Origin of the sequence: Gemmiger formicilis (genome assembly GCF_016901605.1) — a bacterium.
In the GTDB taxonomy this organism is placed as follows: Bacteria; Bacillota; Clostridia; order Oscillospirales; family Ruminococcaceae; genus Gemmiger; species Gemmiger formicilis_B.
Map to the genome: position 1 here is coordinate 1 of NZ_JACJKP010001025.1, position 217 is coordinate 217.

General features: G+C 59.4%; 1 protein-coding gene. It reads right to left on the reverse strand.

The annotated features are described in order from the left end of the window. Positions 1 to 217, reverse strand: a 217-nt coding sequence (locus tag H6B10_RS17625) for a hypothetical protein (protein WP_204652581.1), incomplete at both ends; no start/stop codon positions are given.

Genomic DNA, 217 nt, shown 5'->3' on the forward strand with positions numbered 1-217 from the left:
GTAACGGGCAGCCGGCAGCGTCCAGGCTCCGCTGGCTGCCAGCAACAGTCCACACAGCACCATAGACATCCCTAGTACGGGATTTTTATCTCCCAATGCCGCAGGTTGGGCAGCCCGTTGGTGGCAGGTGTTCTGCCATTGTGTATTCTGTGGCGACTGATCTGGCGGTTCCAGTTTGTTCCGGCCTCGCTGCAGCGTATGCCCTGTACCTTGCGTG